Source organism: Xanthomonas axonopodis pv. maculifoliigardeniae (assembly GCF_041519315.1).
GTDB classification, from domain to species: domain Bacteria; phylum Pseudomonadota; class Gammaproteobacteria; order Xanthomonadales; family Xanthomonadaceae; genus Xanthomonas; species Xanthomonas euvesicatoria.
The window spans coordinates 1413868-1432204 of the sequence record NZ_CP167998.1 but is presented as its reverse complement, the minus strand read 5'-3'; the positions used below and the strand labels follow the sequence as shown (position 1 = coordinate 1432204).

Genomic DNA, 18337 nt, shown 5'->3' with positions numbered 1-18337 from the left:
GGTAGCGTCGCGATGCCATACGCGAGTCGAAGGCCAGCCATCGGCATGTGTGCTGACGGGGATGGCCGAGCAGGTGATCCCAGGTAGAAGATCGCATGCGGGCGTTGGCCGCGGCCAGAACATCGTCGGCAGTGCTGACCGGTCAGCTCGCGACCGTTCGCGTGATACCGGCAACCTCAGGTCTGCGCACTTCCGGCAGCCGGGTCGCGCGGAAAATAGCGGTTGAGTTTTTCTTCCCACGCGCGGAATTGCTCCAAGGTCTGGGCATCCATCGGACGCGGGTCGTCGGCCAGCGCCTTCTTCTGCGCCACATAGGCGATGCGCTGGGACGACAGTTCATCCCACGCCTTCCTGAGCATGACCGGATCCGGATGCGAGACCAGCATCGCCTCCAGCAGCGTGGCCTGGGCCACGCGCGCGGCCAGCAGATCGCTGAGCGCCTCGGTCACGGCCTGCATCCACTCGTGTTGTTTCTGTTGCATATCCAGCCAGCTCGCTTGCGTAATGCGCCGCGCACCATAGCGCCTGATCTGGAACGGCGGCGTGCAAGGCAGGTTGAAGATTCAGATCACCGCGTGGTGCGACTGCGGCCAGCGCCCTCTCCATCGCTTCGCTTGACGTATTTCGACGCACGAAACTGTCGCCACCCAGCAATCCCCTCCCACGCGACGCACGGCCGCGCGGGAGTGCAGGCTCTCATCGCAAGCGTGAGAACGCGCCGATCCCTGCGATCGCCAGCCGCTCGGCGGGCACGGCCGTCTCCGCGAACGACAGCCGCAGATAGCGGATCTGGCGGACTTCGGGGAAATTCAGCCGCTGGGTCGAGAGCGCATAGGCGATGTTGGATAGCTCGCCCGCGCCGGCCGGCTGCCAGTGCTGGCCATCTTCGCTGGTTTCTGCGCGATAGCCCTTCGGCGGCGCCGCACCGGTCATCACTGCGCGCGAGGGCGTGAGGCTGAACCCGGCAACCTGACGCGAGCCGCCGAGGTCGATGGTTACCTGCACGGGATGGCCCGGCGTCGGTGCGGGCGTGATCCAGATCGTGCTGGCATCGTCGTCGAGCAACGTCTCCGCCCCTGGCGCGCTCGCCTCGACGATGCGCCAGCCGGCGGTGGACAGCACGTCCGGCGCTGTCGCCGTCGGCCGTGCGACCGGCACCGGCGCAACGGCGCGGAACAGGGCAAATTCGCTGATCGCCGGGCAGACCGGCGCCTCGAGCACGACCAGGCGCACCCGGCGTGCGGCGATCGGGCGCTCCAGACGCACGATCCGCTGTGCACCGATGCACTGCGCCTCGGCCAGCCGCCGCCACTGCCCATCGACCTCGGCTTCGACCGCGAAGCGGGTGACGCGCACGCCCAGCGGCAGATACTCCCGCAACCGGATCAGGTCGAAGCTGTGCGCGCTCGACAGTTCCAGCGTCAGCGTCGGCGTGGTGACCTCGTCCGGCGTGGACCAGTAGCTGTCCGGCTGGCGATCGAGTACGCGCGCCGGCTCGAACCCGGCACCGCGCGAGGCGCTGGCGCTGGCCTTGGCGCCCTTGGCCAGGTCGATGGCGAAGCTGGCGCGGATCGCGTCGCCGAAACTCTGCAGCACCGCCACGTCGTGGTCGGGGATGCGGCCGCGTCGGTCGGGCGGCAGATTCAGGTTCATGTTGGTACCGCGCGCCACCGAGGTGTCGAAATAGCGCACCAGATTCTCCGGGCTCCGCACCTTGCCGTCTTCGTCGGCGTGATAGAACCAGCCCGGACGAATCGACGTATTGGTTTCGGCCGGCCACCACAACGCCCCTCCGCGCACGCCGGAATTGCCGTTTTCCTGGGTGTACGGCGCATTGGGCATGGTCGGCCAGGACGGATCGCCGGCAATGCCATCTTCGTTGCCGCCCCACCGGATATCGGCGCCAAGCGGATCGAAGGTACATGCCATAGGCTGATGCCGATGCACCAGCTCGATCATCCGCGGCCAGTTGTAGTACGCAGGCGCATCGATCTTGCGCGATTCGCGCGCCCCACCGTAATAACCATCGCCGCCATTGGCGCCGTCGAACCAGAACTCGAACAGATCCCCGTAGCCTGTGCAGAGTTCGACGATCTGCTTGCGGAAATAGTCCAGATAGCCAGGGCGGCCATATTCGGCGTGGTTGCGATCCCAGGGAGACAAATAGATACCGAAGGCCAGGCCAGCGCGTCGACACGCCGCGGCCATCTCGCCGACGATGTCACCCTTGCCGTCTTTGTAGGGCGAATTGCGGATGCAATGCTCGGTCAGGCGTGTCGGCCACAGACAGAATCCATCGTGATGCTTGGCAGTGAAAATAAGCCCTTTCAGATTGCCGGCCTTCGCAGCAGCGACGATCTGGTCGGCTGAAAAATCGCTGGGATCGAATTTGCGCGGATCCTCGTCGCCGTAGCCCCATTCCTTGTCGGTGAAGGTGTTCATCGCAAAATGCACGAAGGCATATTGCTCCCACCGATGCCAGCGCAGCTGGCGCGGGCTGGGCACCGCACCCCACGGCGCCGGCCCGCTGGCACGCGGCGTCTGCGCGATGCGCGCTGCCGACGCGCCGAAGCTGGCGGCAGCGGCCACCACACCCGTGGCAAGAAAGGTACGACGATCGATCATTGGCGACTTCCGACTTTGCACAAGTTTCGATCTTAGCTTTTCCGACGGCGAAGAGTCCCAAAACAACAGCCGGTGTGTGCAATGCGCCGCGCACACGCAGGCATTTGCGCGACGAGCGCCGAATAACGTGCCAAGCAAGTCGAGCAAGCGCCGTTTGACGACTGATGGCCGCGCCGCACGCTGCGTTGTTGGTGCTCGCATGGCCGCATCTTGCGTACGCGAAGCAAGTTCCGCGAACAGAACGAACAGTGGCTGGCCGACGACAACCAATAAGGACCACACGACAGCGTCGGCGTGCCAACACCTGCCAAGTTTTGTCATCAACATTGACCGTAGAGGTCTGATCTTGACCGGTACTGATTTGCGGGAAGTCCACAGGTTGACCCACCCCCAATAAACCGGGCCACTGTAAAGTAGAGATTTCGCCGCGCTTGGGCTCCCGTGGATGACGAGGATCAGGCGATGAAGTTCTAGCGAAATTGGTTCATGCAAAAAATGAGGGCAGTAAGCCTGCTTATCACGGCCACCCTCAGCTTCTCAAAACGCACATCCCAAACTATTTAAAGAGGCGGCCAATCAATAATTTATGGGGACACCATGGCCTTTGACGGGAATTTAAAAATCGGCAGATCTTTACATTCAACGGACGCTCCAACACTCTTGCAACCCCGAAAATTTTCTACAAACTCCTTCGCAAGAGCCAGGTTTGCATCAGTTACACCCCTGACAATTAAATGTGTTGAGTTTACAGCTCTTGCCTTAGAATATACAGCCTCGACTATCCCGCCCTGAAAATCAATAAATTTACAAACCCCATCATCTTCAGTGCAATCCTCAAATTTTCGGTCAAGAATCTTACTCTGAATGTCAGGATTTCCCCCGGAATAAACTGAGGCACTTAAACCACCAGCCAGCTCGACCTCATATACAAAAAAATCAGAAGCCAAACTAATTTTCACTTTCTCGCCGGACGCCACACCAAAACAGGAGTTATCAGTATAGATATTGCAGTACAAATAATTAATTCTTTTACTCTCAGCTGAAGCGCCCGTAAAGCTCATAAGGACAACCAACCCCAAAGCCAATTTAGGCATGAAATTAAAATTTCCCATAATCAAACTATTTCTCCTCTATATAAATATTCTTTCTACTTGAAAGTATCTCACCCATATTCCTATCGTCAGGAGGATTGCCAAGCTCACCCATGAGGTTCTTATCATATCCAGCTTCAGGAGTGCTCACGCGGTTCCCACTCGCGTCAACAGTAGCCAAATAGTGATCGTCCGCCCTCATCAAATGTCCTGCTTCATGAGCTGCCTCCCCGTACGGCATTCCGCGAGAGGTTATATTCCACTCCCCAGTCTTACCATCCTTGACAAAGGACGCGCCTTGAGACGCTTTGTCTGACGTAGGCCCAGTAGTCAACGTTATTGTATTTTGCACTTTCCTGGGAGTGTCTTTAGTAACAGGAATAACCTGAACACTTACTTGCACGGAACTCCCTTTTACATTATACGCCCTACTCCATCGAGCTGATATATCACCCTTTACTGAGTCTATATTGGCCTGAGTAGCCCCCGGGCCAACAAAATTAATTGGAATGTCTATACTTATTGAACCATCCTTCGCAGTAGTTATAACTGAATTGCGTCCATCCGGGTCGGTGAACCGATACGGATTGTTGTTTGCATACCAGTAGCGATTGAAGTTCGCTGCAAGCACCGAGTCCGCGGCCACCGGGTCAATGCTCAGGAATCGCCCTAAGTCTTGGTCGTAATAGCGCTGCTGCATGTAGGTCGCCCGGTCGCCCCATCCATGGCATGCCCGGTGTAGCCGATGCCATCGACCGTCTTGCCGATAGGGCTGCCGTAGGGCTGATAGTCGGTGCGCTCTACTACCTGCCCCGCCGTGTCCGTCACAGCAATAGGGCTGCCCAAGGCATCGGTGTGCTGGAATTTGATGGTTCCTGAGTTACGGGTGGCAAGCAGGCTCCCCTTGAGATAGATGTATTCCATGTTGCCCTTGCCCGACGCCTCCGTGTAGAACAACTGGCCAGCCTGGGTATAGACCTGAACGGTTCGCGTCGTGGGGCGCCCAGCTATCGTGCGACGCCCGTAGGCATCGTAGGCATAGCTTTCCTTGCCGGTGACATCTCGCAGACGATTTCCATAGTCAAAGGTATAGGCTTGACCGTTCTTGTTCTTGAGGTTGCCCTGCGGGTCGTAGCTCAGCCCAACGGTGGTGGCGCCCGCATTGTTCTGGACATTGGTCAAGCGGTTCTTGGCGTCATACCAGTAATTGTTCTCTCGCACACCTGGAAGCTTGGCCGTGAGGATGTTGTCCAACACGTCATAGGTGTAGCGGTTCCAGTTATCGCCGCCGAACCGCTCCGAGCCCGCCTCCATCAGGCGATCCAGCCCGTCATACCCCATGTAGCGGTTGTAGCCCGTCCCCCGCTGCTGATCGATGATGGCGCCGACGTTTCCATTGGCGTCGTATTGATACTCGAACGAAGCGACGTTGTTGTCCCGCACTGTTCCCTACCCGAAAACTAAATCCGGAGGGAGCCTTGTCGCTTCCGTCTACCAAGCGGTAGGGTTCGCCAGCCTCCTCAGGAGACCTCTCCACCAACTTGACCTTGCCCGCGTTGTCCACCACGGGGATCCGATCCACCGACAGGCTCAGGACTTGGGCGTAGGTCAGCTTAAACTTGAGCGACCCACGCCTCTTTGGCAGGTCTGGCAGCTCCGACGTCTTGCTCATGCATCCTCCATTGCTGTCGTGTAAGTGCCGTTGGCTGCAACCAAAGTCGCAACATCAACGCACGCTTTTCTTACCATGCGAACTCGTCGCAACATGCCAAATTGGGTCTCGCTTTGAATCGTCGCAACACGGTCGCAACGAAAAAAACCGTTACTCCCCGCCACATCCCTTTTTTGACCGTCAGTTCCGTTACAGAGCAAATTCATAAGTGACTGTTTCCTCAGATATTTCCAAGCCTGGCAAGGCCCCTCAAGAACACACGCCTGCCATGAAGCAGTTCTTCGCAGCCAAATCGGATTACCCCGACCTGCTGCTGTTCTTCCGCATGGGCGATTTCTACGAGCTGTTCTACGACGACGCGCGCAAGGCCGCGCGGCTGCTCGACATCACCCTGACCCAGCGCGGTAGCTCCGGCGGTGCGCCGATTCCCATGGCCGGGGTGCCGGTGCATGCGTACGAAGGCTACCTGGCACGCTTGGTGGCACTGGGCGAGTCGGTGGCGATCTGCGAGCAGATCGGCGACCCGGCGCTGGCCAAGGGGCTGGTCGAGCGCAAGGTGGTGCGCATCGTCACGCCAGGCACGGTCACCGACGAGGCGCTGCTGGACGAGCGTCGTGACACCTTGTTGATGGCGATTTCGCGCAGCAAACACGGCTACGGCCTGGCCTGGGCCGATCTGGCCGGCGGGCGCTTCTTGGTCAACGAAGTGGACAGCGCCGATGCGCTGGAAGCGGAAATCGCGCGCCTGGAACCGGCCGAGCTGTTGGTGCCCGACGAAGACAACTGGCCGGACTTCCTGCGCGGGCGCATTGGCGTGCGGCGGCGGCCGCCGTGGTTGTTCGATGCCGACAGCGGCCGGCGTCAGCTGCTGGCGTTCTTCAAGCTGCACGATCTGTCCGGCTTCGGCATCGACGACAAACCCTGCGCCACGGCCGCCGCCGGCGCGCTGCTGGGCTATGTCGAAGAGACCCAGAAACAGCGCCTGCCACATCTGACCTCGATCGCGATGGAAGTGGCCAGCGAGGCCATCTCGATGAACGCGGCCACGCGCCGGCATCTGGAGCTGGATACGCGCGTCGACGGCGATACGCGCAACACCTTGCTCGGCGTGCTGGACAGCACCGTCACGCCGATGGGTGGGCGTCTGCTCCGGCGCTGGCTGCACCGTCCGCTGCGCCTGCGCGATGTGCTGGTGCAGCGCCACCATGCGGTCGGCACGCTGATCGATGCAGGTGCCGATGCCGATCTGCGCGAAGCCTTCCGTGCGCTCGGCGATCTGGAACGCATCCTCACCCGCGTAGCGCTGCGCTCGGCGCGGCCGCGCGATTTTTCCACCTTGCGCGATGGCTTGGCGCTGTTGCCGAAGGTGCGCACGATCCTGGCACCGTTGGATTCGCCGCGCCTGCAGACGCTGCATGCCGAACTCGGCGAGCACGATGCCACCGCGCATCTGTTGATCAGCGCAGTGGCCGAGACGCCGCCGCTCAAGCTCAGCGACGGTGGCGTGATCGCCACCGGCTACGACGCCGAGCTGGATGAGTTGCGCCGCCTGTCCACCAATGCCGATCAATTCCTGATCGACCTGGAACAACGCGAGCGCGCCAGCAGCGGCATCGCCACGCTCAAGGTCGGCTACAACCGCGTGCACGGCTACTACATCGAGATCAGCAAGGGCCAGGCCGAGAAAGCCCCGTTGCATTACAGCCGCCGGCAGACGCTGACCAACGCCGAACGCTACATCACCGAAGAACTCAAGAGTTTCGAAGACAAGGTGCTGTCCGCGCGCGAGCGTTCGCTATCGCGCGAAAAACTGCTGTACGAAGGTCTGCTCGACGCACTCGGCACCGAGCTGGAGGGTCTCAAGCGCTGCGCGGGTGCCTTGAGCGAACTGGATGTCCTGGCCGGCTTTGCCGAACGCGCGCAGGCGCTGGATTGGTCGCAGCCGGAACTCGATCATGCGCCGTGCCTGCGCATCGAACGCGGCCGTCACCCGGTCGTGGAGGCGGTACGCGAGCAACCGTTCGAGCCCAACGATCTGGACCTGCACAGCGATCGCCGCATGCTGGTAATCACCGGCCCGAACATGGGCGGTAAATCGACCTACATGCGGCAGAACGCGCTGATCGTGTTGTTGGCGCATATCGGCAGCTATGTGCCGGCCAGCCGTGCGGTGATCGGGCCGATCGACCGCATTCTCACCCGCATCGGCGCCGGCGACGACCTGGCGCGCGGGCAATCCACCTTCATGGTGGAAATGGCCGAAACCAGCTACATCCTGCATCACGCCACGCCGCAATCGTTGGTGCTGATGGACGAGATCGGCCGCGGCACCTCCACCTACGATGGCCTGGCACTGGCCGATGCCGTCGCGCGCCATCTGGCGCAGACCAACCGCTGCTACACGCTGTTTGCCACGCATTATTTCGAGCTCACTGCGCTGGCCGACGAACCGCATGCCGGTGGCGCCAGCGGCATCGCCAACGTGCATCTGGATGCGGTCGAACATGGCGAGCGTCTGGTGTTCATGCATGCAGTGAAAGATGGCCCGGCCAATCGCAGTTTCGGCCTGCAGGTGGCCGCGCTGGCCGGCTTGCCCAAGGCGGCGGTGACGCAGGCGCGGCGCCGGCTGGTGGAACTGGAACAACGCGGCGGCGAAAGCCACAGCGCGCAGATGGCACCCACCGCGCTGGATGCGCCACAACAGTTCGGGCTGTTCACCGCACCCTCCTCCGCTGCACAGGAAGCCTTGCAGGCGCTGGACCCGGATGAGCTCACTCCCAAGCAGGCGCTGGAGGCGCTGTATCGGTTGAAGGCGTTGCTTTGAGGTGCCGGGATTGGGGAGTCGGGATTTGGGATTCGTAGGAGCGGGGCTGCATGGCTGACGTTTGCTGCGCGTGCGGATGCTTTGCCATGCGGGAATTGGTGATCGGCTTGATGCTGTTTTGCGGAGGTTTGTTAGCAGAATTTGGAAGCCGTCGAGGCATGGTTGCGTGATTGCGATGTCCTGCATCGCGCCGTGCGTAACGCGCGGCGTGTGCTTGCCGCCGGATTGATCTGTCGGCGCGACGGGCGCACCCTGCCGCAACGCTTCGCCAGACAGGAAACCTTCCGATGACCATGTCCGCTTCGTTGACCGATCAACTTGCCGCGCAATTGCAGGGCCCGCAGCTGCAGCAACTCGCCGGCCGCCTGGGCATTGCGCCTGAGCAGGCGCAGTCGGCAGTGCAGGCCGCGCTGCCGTTGCTGATGGGTGCGCTGGGCCGCAATAGCCAGCAGGCCGGTGGCACCGACGCGTTGCTGGGCGCACTGCAACGCGACCATGCCGCCAGCCCGGACCTGGGCAGCTTGCTCGGCTCGTTGTTGGGCGGCTCGGCCACCGGTGCGCAGGGCAACGGTGCCGGCATCGTCGGCCATCTGTTCGGCGACAAGGCGCCGCAGGCCGCTGCCGGCCTGGGCCAGGCCACCGGGCTGGAGACCAGCAAGGCCAGTCAGCTGTTGCAGTTGCTTGCCCCGATCGTGATGGCATATCTGGCCAAGCGCTTTCTGGGCGGCGATGCCACAGCCAGCAGCCAGCTCGGGCCTGCGCTGGCACAGGAACATCAGCAGGTGCGCAGCCATCCCGACGCTGGCGGGTTACTGACCAGCGTGCTGGACCAGGACGGCGACGGGCAGCTGGGCATGGGCGACGTCATGAAGCTGGGCGGCAGCCTGTTCGGCAAACGCTGAGCCAGCAGGCCAACCGGGCGGCGTCCTCTGTTGCAGATGCGGATGACGGCCTGCAACCCCCATGCAATGGGCGTGCGGCACGCCGGTCGGGCACCGGCGTGCTATCCATAGTGGCACGCTATCGATATGGTTGAATAATTCGAATTCACCAAATGATCGATGCTCCTTATCGTGTCCGGACACCACCATGATGAGTCCGCCTGATGCGTGTCCTTGCGATCTCCGTCCGCTCCCGGTCGACCTGTTCCGGGCCTTCCAGGCAGGCGCTAGCATCGACGAACGCAGCGGCCACGTCAGACCGGTATTGCTCGTACCTGCCCGCAGTCCCGATGACCCAGCCTTAAGCCCCGTCCGCCACTTCGACTCCAACAGCACGTGTCTGCAACCTTCGGCACGCAGCTCCCCAAGTGCTCCCGCACACAGGTATTGCCATGACCACCGAAGCAAAGTGTCCGTTCAATCACGCCGTTGTCGGTACCGGAACCACCAATCGCGATTGGTGGCCCAAGCAGCTGCGCGTGGATCTGCTCAGCCAGCATTCGAGCAAATCCAACCCGCTGGGCCAGTCGTTCAACTATGCCGACGCATTCAAGCGCCTGGACCTGCAGGCGCTCAAGCAGGATCTGCATGCGTTGATGACCGATTCGCAGGACTGGTGGCCGGCCGACTTCGGCCATTACGGCCCGCTGTTCGTGCGCATGGCCTGGCATAGCGCCGGCACCTATCGCATCGGCGACGGACGTGGCGGTGGCGGACGTGGGCAGCAACGCTTCGCCCCGCTCAACAGCTGGCCGGACAACGTCAGCCTGGACAAGGCGCGTCGCCTGCTGTGGCCGATCAAGCAGAAGTACGGCCAGGCCATTTCCTGGGCCGACCTGATGATTCTCACCGGCAACGTCGCGCTGGAATCGATGGGCTTGAAGACCTTCGGTTTTGCCGGTGGCCGCGAAGACACCTGGGAGCCGGATCAGGACCTGTACTGGGGTCGCGAAACCAAGTGGCTGGGTGGCGACGACCGCTACTCGCGCGGTTCGCCGGGCGTGGACGAAGCGCACGGGGTGCTGGTGAAGGACGACGACAGCCAGGTGCCGCATACCCGCGACCTGGAAAACCCGCTGGCCGCGGTGCAGATGGGCCTGATCTACGTCAATCCGGAAGGCCCGGACGGCAACCCCGACCCGATCGCCTCCGCGCGCGACATCCGCGACACCTTCGCGCGCATGGCCATGAACGATGAAGAGACCGTGGCGCTGATCGCCGGCGGCCACACCTTCGGCAAGACCCACGGTGCCGGCCCGGCCGACAACGTGGGTGCCGAACCCGAAGCCGGCGAGCTGGAAAGCCAGGGCTTGGGCTGGCACAACCGCTATGGAAGCGGCAAGGGCGCCGACACCATCACCAGCGGCCTGGAAGTCACCTGGACCACCACGCCGGCGCAGTGGAGCAACGATTACTTCGACCATCTGTTCGGTTTCGAGTGGGAGCTGAGCAAGAGCCCGGCCGGCGCGCACCAATGGGTGGCCAAGAACGCCGACGCCATCATTCCCGACGCGCACGACGCCTCCAGGAAGCATCGCCCGACGATGCTGACCACCGATCTGGCGCTGCGCTTCGACCCGGCGTACGCAGCCATCTCGCGGCGTTTCCAGCAGCATCCCGAACAATTCGCCGATGCCTTCGCACGCGCCTGGTTCAAGCTCACCCACCGCGACATGGGCCCGCGCTCGCGCTACCTGGGCGCTGACGTGCCTGCTGAAGAGTTGGTGTGGCAGGACCCGGTGCCGGCAGTCGATCACCCACTGGTCGATGCGCAGGACGCCGCCGCGCTCAAGCAGACCATTCTGGCCTCGGGTCTGAGCGTGGCGCACCTGGTGTCCACTGCGTGGGCGTCGGCCTCCACGTTCCGCGGCTCCGACAAGCGTGGCGGCGCCAACGGTGCGCGCATCCGCCTGGCCCCGCAGAAGGATTGGCAGGCCAATCAGCCCGAGCAACTGGCCAAGGTGCTCGCAACGCTGGAACGCATCCAGGCCGACTTCAACGCTGCGCAATCGGGTGGCAAGAAGATCTCGCTGGCCGACCTGATCGTGCTGGCCGGTAACGCCGCAGTGGAACATGCAGCGCAAGCCGCCGGCCACCAGGTCACCGTGCCGTTCGCACCCGGCCGTACCGATGCGTCGCAGCAACAGACCGATGTGGAATCCTTCGCCGTGCTCGAACCGGTGGCCGATGGCTTCCGTAACTTCGCCAAGCGTCGCTACGCAGTGCCGGCCGAAGCGCTGCTGATCGACAAGGCCCAGCTGCTCACCCTCACCGCGCCGGAGCTGACCGTGCTGGTCGGCGGCCTGCGCGTGCTGGGCGCCAATGTCGGCGACTCGAAGCATGGTGTGTTCACCAGCCGTCCCGGTGTGTTGAGCAATGACTTCTTCGCCAACCTGCTCGACATGCGCACCGAGTGGAAGGCCACCTCGGAGGCGAAGGACGAGTACGAAGGCCGCGACCGCAGCACCGGCGAACTTCGCTGGACCGGCACGCGCGTGGACCTGGTGTTCGGCTCCAACTCCATCCTGCGTGCGGTGGCCGAGGTCTACGCCAGCGCCGATGCGCAGGAGAAGTTCGTGCACGACTTCGTTGCCGCCTGGACCAAGGTAATGCAGCTGGATCGTTTCGATCTGGCCTAAGCGTGCTCACTCTCACGCACCTGCCAACACGCAGGTGCGTGTGCCACCTAATGCAAACGCCCCGAATCGCCGGGGCGTTTGCATTTGCGGGTCGATTGCATGACAGCCTGCGCCGACAGCGCGCTACAACGCGTCGATATCGCCCAATGCCGTGATCAGGCGGCGCGCACGCTTGTCCGGTTTACCCTCGGGCGCACGGTAACCGGTGCGCTCGGCCGCGCGCTGCAGGCGCCATTGCGCGCGGGCCTCGCGCGAACTGTCGGTTTCGATGTAGAGCGCCTGTGCGACCGGGGCCGGGCCGCGCACATCGCTGAGCGCGGCAACGGTGATCTCGAAGATTTCGCCGCCGCGGTCGATACGCAGTCGTTCGCCGCTGCGCAGCGCACGCGACGGCTTGGGACGCTGACCGGCCACGTCGACCTTGCCGGTCTCCACTGCATTCTTGGCCAGGCTACGCGTCTTGAAAAAGCGCGCTGCCCACAGCCAGACATCCAGCCTGACCGTCATCGCCTGTTCCAGCTCTAGATTCATTCGTCTCGCGGTCTCGTGTCGTGCGTTGGCTCGCGCAGCACGCCTTGCATGCGTGCAAGCGCTGCGATCTTGCGCAAACGCCGGCTTGCTTGCCGGCGCCTTCGGCGACGATGGTGTGCGCCACACCCGATGTTTGGGCAACGACTGCGGAACTCAAGCGGGCAGAACCAGGTGCGGCCTGGTCCGCACCGCAGGGCAGCACCGCCAGCGGACCGTCGCCGCCGCTAGGTGTTCGTCGTGTCCACGGTGCGCGGCATGTCCGGGTTCGGATGCGCCGCAATCAACGCATCGTCGGCAGCGTTGGCACGCAGTGCCGCAGGTCGGGCGGCATGCCGTTGCGCGAAGGCAGTAAACGCAGGCCGCGGCTCCAGCATGCCGGTACGCGTGTAGAAACCCACCACCGCCGCCATGTACAGGTCGGCCGCGCTGAAGCACGCGCCGGCCAGGTATTCGCGGCCCGCGATGGCCTGTTCCAGGGTCTGCAGAAGGTCCGCTTCGTGGCCGTAGCCGGCGCTGCGTGCCGGTGCCAGCACGCCGCTTTCCTTCGCGGTCAGCAGCGCCTCCACTGGGCCGGCCAGGAAAAACAGCCAGCGGTAATAATCGGCGCGCGCCGGCGATCCCGGCGGCGGCGCCAGATGCCGCTCCGGCACCAGGTCGGCCAGGTAGGCACAGATCGCCGCGTTTTCGGTGACGACCGTCTCGCCATGGCGCAGCGCCGGCACCTTGCCCATCGGGTTGATCGCCAGATAGTCCGGCGCCTTCATCGTGGTGCCGTAGTCGAGGATGACCGTCTGGTACGGCAGGCCGGTCTCCTCCAGCATCCAGCGGGCGACACGGCCGCGTGACAACGGGTGGGTGTAGAGCACGATCTCGGTGGACATGGGCAGACTTTCCTGGTGGACAGCCTGCAGTCTGGTCCTGCCCTGCTGACAGGTGCTGTCAGCAGTCGGCTCCGTAGCCGGTCGCCGCGCGCCAGCGCTTGATCAGCAGATGCCGGCGCGAGGGATAGCGTTCGCCATCGTCGGCCAGGGCCAGCACCCGGTCGGCGCGGAAATGGCGGAAATCGCCGCGCAGTTCGCACCACGCGGCGATCATGCCGTAGCCGCCAAGAAAGGCCATCGCGAACGGCCAGACCCGCCGTTGCGAGGCAGCGCCTTCGGCATCGGCATAGTCCATCCGCAGCACGTGTTCGAGCCGGATGCCGCGACGCAGGATCGGCAGCCACGGTGCGGGCGGTTGCGCGGCATCGGCCGCAGGCACCAGCAGCCCGCTGGTCTCGATCGATGCGCGCAGATTGCCGGGCAGCGTGGCGGTGATGCGCGCTACCGCACGCTGCGCCGCCTGCGCCAGTTCCGGATCGGCCTGGCGCGCCACCCAGCGCGCGCCCAGGGTCAAGGCCTCCAGTTCGTCCTCGGTGAAATTCAGTGCCGGCAGCAGGAAGCCTGGACGCAACACATAGCCGACGCCGGGATCGCCGAGGATGTCGGCGCCCTGCGCGCGCAAGGTGGCGATATCGCGATACAGCGTACGCAGGCTGACGCCCAGCGCAGTGGCGAGCTGCGCACCGGCCACGGGCCGACGCCGTCCGCGCAGGGCGTCGAGCAGATGCAGCAAACGGGTCGCACGGATCACCATCGCGACAGCATAGTGGGCTTTGCGTCCTCGCTGCCTTGGGCCGCACAGCGATCCTGCATTCGGGTCTTAGACGAACGCGCGCACCAATAGGAATCCAATCGCGATGCAGCGATCGGCCGGCGCATCAGCAGGCCAACTGTCGAACACGTCCGACCTGGCTGCGCCCCAGCCGACGCGCACTCCCCCATCCTCGCCAGGCTGCACCTGCCGCGTTGCCTATGCGGGCGCAAGCCTGCGGCAACTTCGCATGCCGCCGCCAGACAAAATGCGCAGCGTGCTCCACGATCAGCGCGCCCCACGCCGCCTCGCCGCCTCGCCGCAAGTGCGCTGCATCCGGGCTCACCTAGGCAATGCTAGTGTGCGCACCTTCTGCGCGACGATACGACTGCGATGCCCAAATCCGCTGTCCTGACCGAAGGCCCGATCGGCAAGAACCTGCTGTTGTTCGCGCTGCCGATCATGGCCGGCAACATCGCCCAGTCGCTCAACGGCTCGATCAACGCGATCTGGATCGGCCGCTATCTCGGCGAAGAAGCGCTGACCGCGGCGGCCAATGCCAACAGCATCATGTTCTTCCTGATCGGCTCGGTGTTCGGCATCGGCATGGCTTCGACCATCCTGATCGGCCAGGCGATGGGCGCACGCGATATCGCCCAAGCGCGCAAAGTGATGGGCACCAGCGCAAGCTTCTTCGGCGGGCTGTCGGCCGTGATTGCCGTGCTCGGCTGGTACCTGGCGCCGCATCTGCTGACCGCCATGGGCACGCCCGCCGCCTCGCAAACGCTGGCCGAAGACTATCTGCGGGTGATCTTCCTGGCGATGCCCACGCTGTATCTGTTCGCCTTCCTGTCGGCGGCCTTGCGCGGCACCGGCGATGCGCGCACGCCGTTCCGTTTCCTGTTGCTGTCGGTGCTGCTGGATATCGTGTTCAACCCGCTGCTGTTGTTCGGCATCGGCCCGTTTCCGGCATTGGGCATTGCCGGTGCGGCCTGGGCCACGTTGATCGCGCAGGTCGTCGCACTGGCCGGGTTGCTGGTGTATCTGCGCAACAAACGCCATGTCTTGTGGCTGGGCCGGGGCGACTTGCGCCTGTTTCGCATCGACCCAGCCATCCTGCGCGCGTTGATCGTCAAAGGCGTGCCGATGGGCCTGCAGATGGTGATGATCTCGCTGTCGATGATCGCCATGTTGTCGCTGGTCAATGGCTTCGGCACCGAAACCGCTGCGGCATTCGGCGCAGGATTGCAGCTATGGAACTATGTGCAGATGCCGGCCATGGCGGTGGGCGCCGCTTGTTCGTCGATGGCCGCGCAGAATGTGGGCGCCGGCCTGTGGCCACGCGTGGATGCGGTCGCACGTACCGGCATCGCCGCCAATTTCCTGATGACGGGCCTGCTGATCGTGCTGCTGATCCTGTTCGATCGCTGGACCCTGGCCCTGTTCCTGCCCGAAGGCAGCGCCACGCTGGAGGTTGCGCGGCACCTCAACCACATCGCGATCTGGTCGTTCCTGCTGTTCGGTGTCAGCTTCGTGGTCTCGGGCGTGGTACGCGCCACCGGTGCAGTGATTCCGCCGTTGTTGATCCTGGCGTTTTCGCTGTGGGGCGTGCGCGTGCCGTTGGCCAACGCGCTGCTGCCGCATCTGGGCGCCGATGCGGTGTGGTGGAGCTTTCCGATCAGTTCGGCCTGTTCGATGCTGCTGTCGCTGGCGTATTACCGCTGGGGCGGCTGGCGCAAGGCGCGCATGCTGACCGCACCCACGCATCCGTCGGAGCTTGCGGCTGCAGCGGAAGTACCCGCGCATCCGGCCTCACCGGTCGCCGACCCGGCCCCGCTCACCGACGCACCAGGCGGGCAGCAAGTACCGCGGACACCGCAGCGTTAGTTACGTTTGCCGCAGGCGTACCGCCGGCTCCGTAGCCATCCCGGGCGCATGCGCTTGGAACCGTCATGGGATCGGGGTAGCCAGCCTCCGTATCTCGACCACCCGCGATCGAGAACACGGGGTTGCTGAAGAATTCCCGCAAGGCGCAGTGTGCATCATGCGTGGATGCCGCAACCGGACAGGCATTCCCAAAAACCATTCCCACAAACGCAAACAGCCGCCCGAAGGCGGCTGTTTGGCAGTGGCGGGACAGGCCCGCCAATGTGGCTTACTCGGCCTTGGCAGCAGCCTGGCGAGCGGCCTTGGCCTGCGCAGCGGCGGCCAGATCTTCCTTGATGCGGGCAGCCTTGCCTTCCAGACCACGCAGGTAGTACAGCTTACCGGCGCGCACCTTACCGCGACGCTTCACTTCGACCGAGTCGATGATGGCGCTGTGGGTCTGGAACACGCGCTCGACGCCGAAGCCGTGCGAGATCTTGCGCACGGTGAAGGAGGAGTTCAGGCCGGCATTCTTGGTCCCGATCACCACGCCCTCATAGGCCTGCACGCGCTCGCGGTTGCCTTCCTTCACCTTGACGTTCACCACAACGGTGTCGCCCTGGTTGAATTCCGGCAGCTTGCGCTGGATCTGGGCGGCTTCGAAGTCAGCCAGGATGGTCTTGTTGAGTTTGCTCATGGTGGGCACCGCGTGTCTGGTGATATTGGACCGGCAGTCGCCGCACGGCGATTGCTCGAGGTTCGTAAGAGGGCCAGACGCAAGGCTGGCCAGCAAGCCGCATATTGTACCCCAATCAATCTTGCAAGAGCTAGGGGTGAGCCCTTTATTTCTCGTCGTCCGGGGCGAGTTCGCGGCGAAACTCGTCCAGCAGACGGCGATCGTTCTTCTCCAGCCCCGCCTCGTCGAGCAGGTCCGGGCGGCGCAACCAAGTCCGGCCCAGCGATTGCTTCCGCCGCCAGCGCGCAATTGCCGCATGGTTGCCCGAACGCAATACATCGGGCACATCGCCCCATGCATGGGTCGCCGGATGGCTGTAATGGGGGCAATCGAGCAGGCCTTGCGGGCCTTCGAAACTGTCCTGGGCGGCAGATTCGGCATCGTTCAATACGCCGTCCTGCAACCGCGCCACCACGTCCACGACAACCGCTGCACCCAATTCACCGCCGGACAATACGTAATCGCCGATGGAGATTTCCATCTCCACAGCCTGCGCCAGAAAGCGCTCGTCCACGCCTTCATAGCGGCCGCACAACAACACCATGCGCGGCAACTGCGCCAACTCGCGTGCGAGCGCCTGCGTGAGCGGACGCCCCTGCGGGCTGAGGTAGATCACGGGCGCTGGCCGCGTATCTGCGGCCTGCACCGTCTCCAGACAGGCCCGCAACGGCTCGATCAGCATCACCATGCCGGGCCCGCCACCGAACGGACGGTCGTCCACGCGGCGATAGTTGCCCTGCGCGTGCTCGCGCGGATTCCAGCCCTGCAGTTCCAACAAGCCGCGCTCCTGCGCACGCCCGACCACGCCGAACGCCGCGCATTGCGCGATGAACTCGGGGAACAGGCTGATGACGTCGATGCGCACTGGAGAATCGGGAGTCGAATTGGGGAATGGGTAGAGTCAAGCACAGCGCCGAAGCACCGCTTTGATCAGAAATCCGGATCCCAGTCCACCACGATCAGGTTGGCGTCGAAGTCGACCGACTTGACGAAATCCGGGAACACGAACGGAATCATCCGCTCGCGATCGCCACGCACTACCACCACGTCGTTGGAGCCGGTGGAGAACAGGTGCGAGACCGTGCCCAGCTTGACGCCTTCGACGGTTTCCACCTGCAACTCTTCCAGGTCCACCCAGTAATATTCGTCGGGCTTGGGCGGCGGCAACGCACTGCGCGCGACATAGATTTCAGTCCCGTGCATGGCTTCGACCGTGTCACGGTCGGTGACGCCGGGGAACACCGCAATCAGATTCTTGCCCTGATCGCGCCCACGCACGCCGCTGACCACCGACTCCTGTCCGGATGGCGCGCGCACGATCCACGGCTGGTACCGGAAGATAGCGGTTCGTGGCTCGGTCCAGGATTCGAGCTTCAGCTCACCCTTGACACCAAAAGCGCCGACAATCCTGCCTAACAGGATGCGGCGCTCGGTCTGCTTCATCTGCGTCGACTCTGGGCCAGGTGGCAACACCCGGCCCTCAAGATCAGGCCGCAGCGGCCTGAGACTTGGCTTCGCGATACAGGTTACGCACCTTGTCGGTCAGCTGCGCGCCGTTGCCGACCCAATGGTCGACGCGTGCGACGTCCAGCACGATGCGCGGCTCTGCGCCCTGGGCAACCGGGTTGTAGTAACCCAGGCGCTCGATGTTGCGGCCGTCGCGCGCGCTGCGCACGTCGGTCACGATGATGTGGTAGAACGGACGCTTCTTGGCGCCGCCGCGGGTCAGTCGGATCTTGACCATGGTGTTGTTTTCCTGAGTTGCCCAGTCGCCAGAGTG

Annotated in this window: 16 protein-coding genes; 4 read left to right on the top strand and 12 right to left on the bottom strand. The window is 63.5% G+C overall.

The window, feature by feature from the left end; all coding sequences use genetic code 11:
- Positions 1-176: 176 nt before the first annotated feature.
- From ACDH77_RS06280 to ACDH77_RS06260, 5 genes are all read right to left on the bottom strand, one after another.
- A complete protein-coding gene (locus ACDH77_RS06280; protein ID WP_033478826.1) occupies positions 177-530 on the bottom strand; it encodes a hypothetical protein in 354 nt (117 codons plus the stop codon).
- Positions 531-696: 166 nt separating this feature from the next.
- Positions 697-2625 carry an alpha-L-fucosidase gene (locus tag ACDH77_RS06275; RefSeq protein WP_109290624.1) on the bottom strand — a complete coding sequence of 643 codons (1929 nt, stop codon included), beginning with the start codon at positions 2623-2625 and terminating at the stop codon, positions 697-699.
- 584 nt (positions 2626-3209) lie between these two features.
- Positions 3210-3719: a hypothetical protein gene (locus tag ACDH77_RS06270; protein ID WP_372353768.1), complete on the bottom strand. Its 510-nt coding sequence runs from the start codon at positions 3717-3719 to the stop codon at positions 3210-3212.
- 25 nt (positions 3720-3744) lie between these two features.
- Entirely contained in the window at positions 3745-4416 is a 672-nt protein-coding gene (locus ACDH77_RS06265; protein WP_235658034.1) for an RHS repeat-associated core domain-containing protein, read from the bottom strand.
- Positions 4386-5159, bottom strand: a complete 774-nt coding sequence (locus ACDH77_RS06260; protein ID WP_228728932.1) for a hypothetical protein — start codon at positions 5157-5159, stop codon at positions 4386-4388. Before ACDH77_RS06260 ends, ACDH77_RS06265 begins: the two co-directional genes overlap by 31 nt.
- 497 nt (positions 5160-5656) lie before the next feature.
- Between ACDH77_RS06260 and mutS the strand changes: the two genes are divergently transcribed.
- The 3 genes from mutS to katG all read left to right on the top strand — a co-directional run bounded on the left by mutS (position 5657) and on the right by katG (position 11792).
- Positions 5657-8212 carry a DNA mismatch repair protein MutS gene (gene mutS / locus ACDH77_RS06255; RefSeq protein WP_150114931.1) on the top strand — a complete coding sequence of 852 codons (2556 nt, stop codon included), beginning with the start codon at positions 5657-5659 and terminating at the stop codon, positions 8210-8212.
- Positions 8213-8499: 287 nt separating this feature from the next.
- Entirely contained in the window at positions 8500-9114 is a 615-nt protein-coding gene (locus ACDH77_RS06250; RefSeq protein WP_011346797.1) for a DUF937 domain-containing protein, read from the top strand.
- A gap of 431 nt (positions 9115-9545) precedes the next feature.
- Positions 9546-11792, top strand: a complete 2247-nt coding sequence (gene katG, locus ACDH77_RS06245; RefSeq protein WP_031421637.1) for a catalase/peroxidase HPI — start codon at positions 9546-9548, stop codon at positions 11790-11792.
- A gap of 123 nt (positions 11793-11915) precedes the next feature.
- On the opposite strand, the gene ACDH77_RS06240 is transcribed toward katG, so the two are convergent.
- The 3 genes from ACDH77_RS06240 to ACDH77_RS06230 all read right to left on the bottom strand — a co-directional run bounded on the left by ACDH77_RS06240 (position 11916) and on the right by ACDH77_RS06230 (position 13958).
- Complete coding sequence (locus ACDH77_RS06240) at positions 11916-12323, bottom strand: RNA-binding S4 domain-containing protein (protein WP_057680947.1); 408 nt, start codon at positions 12321-12323, stop codon at positions 11916-11918.
- A gap of 224 nt (positions 12324-12547) precedes the next feature.
- Entirely contained in the window at positions 12548-13204 is a 657-nt protein-coding gene (locus ACDH77_RS06235) for a glutathione S-transferase family protein (RefSeq protein WP_031421634.1), read from the bottom strand.
- 58 nt (positions 13205-13262) lie between these two features.
- On the bottom strand, positions 13263-13958 hold the full coding sequence (locus ACDH77_RS06230) for a helix-turn-helix transcriptional regulator (protein WP_031421633.1): 696 nt from the start codon (positions 13956-13958) through the stop codon (positions 13263-13265).
- A 390-nt stretch (positions 13959-14348) separates the two neighbouring features.
- Here ACDH77_RS06230 and ACDH77_RS06225 point away from each other — a divergent pair, with 390 nt between their 5' ends.
- A complete protein-coding gene (locus ACDH77_RS06225; protein WP_109290424.1) occupies positions 14349-15842 on the top strand; it encodes an MATE family efflux transporter in 1494 nt (497 codons plus the stop codon).
- A 268-nt stretch (positions 15843-16110) separates the two neighbouring features.
- Here the strand turns inward: ACDH77_RS06225 and rplS are convergent, their stop codons facing one another.
- The 4 genes from rplS to rpsP all read right to left on the bottom strand — a co-directional run bounded on the left by rplS (position 16111) and on the right by rpsP (position 18301).
- The gene (rplS, locus tag ACDH77_RS06220) at positions 16111-16518 is read right to left on the bottom strand and encodes a 50S ribosomal protein L19 (RefSeq protein WP_003484215.1); all 408 of its coding nucleotides are present in this window, start codon (positions 16516-16518) and stop codon (positions 16111-16113) included.
- Positions 16519-16663: 145 nt separating this feature from the next.
- Positions 16664-17422 (bottom strand): tRNA (guanosine(37)-N1)-methyltransferase TrmD, encoded by a 759-nt coding sequence (trmD, locus tag ACDH77_RS06215; protein WP_014089658.1) that lies wholly within the window; start codon positions 17420-17422, stop codon positions 16664-16666.
- A 65-nt stretch (positions 17423-17487) separates the two neighbouring features.
- Positions 17488-18000: a ribosome maturation factor RimM gene (rimM, locus tag ACDH77_RS06210; RefSeq protein WP_008571121.1), complete on the bottom strand. Its 513-nt coding sequence runs from the start codon at positions 17998-18000 to the stop codon at positions 17488-17490.
- A 43-nt stretch (positions 18001-18043) separates the two neighbouring features.
- Positions 18044-18301, bottom strand: coding sequence for a 30S ribosomal protein S16 (gene rpsP, locus ACDH77_RS06205; protein ID WP_003484223.1), 258 nt, complete (start codon positions 18299-18301; stop codon positions 18044-18046).
- Positions 18302-18337 lie beyond the last annotated feature (36 nt).

Bases quoted from the DNA above. Each gene is read 5' to 3' on its own strand.
- ACDH77_RS06275 (WP_109290624.1), bottom strand. From the start codon at position 2,625: ATGATCGATCGTCGTACCTTTCTTGCCACGGGTGTGGTGGCCGCTGCC.
- ACDH77_RS06270 (WP_372353768.1), bottom strand. From the start codon at position 3,719: ATGCCTAAATTGGCTTTGGGGTTGGTTGTCCTTATGAGCTTTACGGGC.
- ACDH77_RS06265 (WP_235658034.1), bottom strand. From the start codon at position 4,416: ATGCAGCAGCGCTATTACGACCAAGACTTAGGGCGATTCCTGAGCATT.
- mutS (WP_150114931.1), top strand. From the start codon at position 5,657: ATGAAGCAGTTCTTCGCAGCCAAATCGGATTACCCCGACCTGCTGCTG.
- ACDH77_RS06250 (WP_011346797.1), top strand. From the start codon at position 8,500: ATGACCATGTCCGCTTCGTTGACCGATCAACTTGCCGCGCAATTGCAG.
- katG (WP_031421637.1), top strand. From the start codon at position 9,546: ATGACCACCGAAGCAAAGTGTCCGTTCAATCACGCCGTTGTCGGTACC.
- ACDH77_RS06240 (WP_057680947.1), bottom strand. From the start codon at position 12,323: ATGAATCTAGAGCTGGAACAGGCGATGACGGTCAGGCTGGATGTCTGG.
- ACDH77_RS06235 (WP_031421634.1), bottom strand. From the start codon at position 13,204: ATGTCCACCGAGATCGTGCTCTACACCCACCCGTTGTCACGCGGCCGT.
- ACDH77_RS06230 (WP_031421633.1), bottom strand. From the start codon at position 13,958: ATGGTGATCCGTGCGACCCGTTTGCTGCATCTGCTCGACGCCCTGCGC.
- ACDH77_RS06225 (WP_109290424.1), top strand. From the start codon at position 14,349: ATGCCCAAATCCGCTGTCCTGACCGAAGGCCCGATCGGCAAGAACCTG.
- rplS (WP_003484215.1), bottom strand. From the start codon at position 16,518: ATGAGCAAACTCAACAAGACCATCCTGGCTGACTTCGAAGCCGCCCAG.
- rimM (WP_008571121.1), bottom strand. From the start codon at position 18,000: ATGAAGCAGACCGAGCGCCGCATCCTGTTAGGCAGGATTGTCGGCGCT.
- rpsP (WP_003484223.1), bottom strand. From the start codon at position 18,301: ATGGTCAAGATCCGACTGACCCGCGGCGGCGCCAAGAAGCGTCCGTTC.